The organism is Sphingomonas sp. P2_B6, from assembly GCF_056404755.1.
In genome coordinates this window covers 1-1402 of sequence record NZ_JBFUDK010000035.1, presented here as the reverse complement: position 1 = coordinate 1402, position 1402 = coordinate 1, and the positions used below count along the sequence as shown (strand labels likewise).

Here is a 1402-nt window from a genome sequence, read left to right as displayed (position 1 = left end):
GGGTCTCGGCTGCGGCGCGCGCCGCCTCCTCGGTCAGGCGCAGCGCCACCTCCGCCTCGCGCTCGGCCGCCATCGCCGTCTCCGCTTCGGCGCGCAGCGTGCCATGCGCCTGCTCCAGTCCGGCGATCTCCGCGGCGAGCTGGGCCGGCTTGTCGGCCAGCGTCTCCGCTTCGGCCGCCAGGTCGGCATCGCGCCTGTCCATTTCGGCGATGCGCCGCGCCGCCTCGCCCGCGCGGTTCTTCCAGCCCTTGCTCTCGGCATTGCCCGCCGCGAGCCGCTCGCGGTCCTGCCCGATCGCGCGCTCCAGCGCCCCGCGATCGGCGCGCGCGGTGGCGACGATGGTGCGCTTGGCCTCGGCCTCGCCCGACAGGATCTGCACGCGCTCGCGTGTCGCGCTGCCATCGGGGAGCGCCGCTTTCACCGCCGCCGCGCGCGTCACCTCCCCCTGCGCTTCCTCATGCTCGGCGACGATGCGCTGGCGGCGCGTGTCGAGATCGGCGCGCTGCGCTTCGATCCGTTCGATCTGGGCAGCGGCACGGTCCTCGGCACGGGCGGCATCGCGGGCATTGGTCTCCGCCCCTTCGAGCAGCCGCCGCGCATCGACTGCCGCACGGCGCGCCTCGGCGATCGCTTCGTCGATCCGGGTCAGCTCGGCATCGCAGGCATCGACCGCGCGCACCGCCGCGGGCCGCGCCGCCTCGATCGCGCGCAACCGGTTCATCCGCTCCAGCCGCGCCGCCGCCTCCGCCCCGCCTGACCTGGCGACATAGCCGTCCCAGCGCCGCAACAGCCCGGCCATGGTCACCAGCCTTTGCCCGACCGCCAGCGCCTGCCCGCCATCGCTGTCGGCGACGAAGACCTGCGCCAGTCGCCGAGCGAGGGCCGCCGGGGCGTTGACATGAGTCGCCAGGGCGACCGTACCCGAAGGCGCCGAAGGATCGCCCGGTTCGGGCGCGGCCCCGGTCCAATAGCGTTCCGCCTTCGCATCGAGCCCGGCTTCGAGATCGTCGCCCAGCGCCGCCGCCAGCGCGCGCTCATAGCCCGGCGCGGCGCGGAGTTGGTCGAGCAGCCGGTCCTTGCCGTCGCGTCGCGTCGCCTTGGCCAGCGCCGCCGCTTCGCTGTCGAGCGCGCTCAGCTCGGCATGCGCCCCGGCGCGCGCCGATTGCGCGCGGTCGCGCGATCCGATCGCTTCGCGCTCGCTCGCATCCGCCCGGGCCAGCGCGGTGCGCGCCGATTCGATGTGGCGCAGCGCCTGGGCGCGGGTTTCCGCCGCCTTGTTCTTCTCGGCGACCAACGGCGCGGGATCGCCCAGCGCCTTGGCCTCCGCCGTCACCCGGGCGAGATCGCGCTCGCTGCGCTCGGCCCGGGTCCGCGCCGACGCCAGCGCTGCCTCGGCCACCCG

General features: G+C 75.7%; 1 protein-coding gene. It reads right to left on the bottom strand.

What is annotated here, in order from left to right:
- Nucleotides 1-1402: coiled-coil domain-containing protein (locus AC1DX5_RS24185; RefSeq protein WP_478017852.1), on the bottom strand; the 1402-nt coding region annotated here is incomplete at both ends.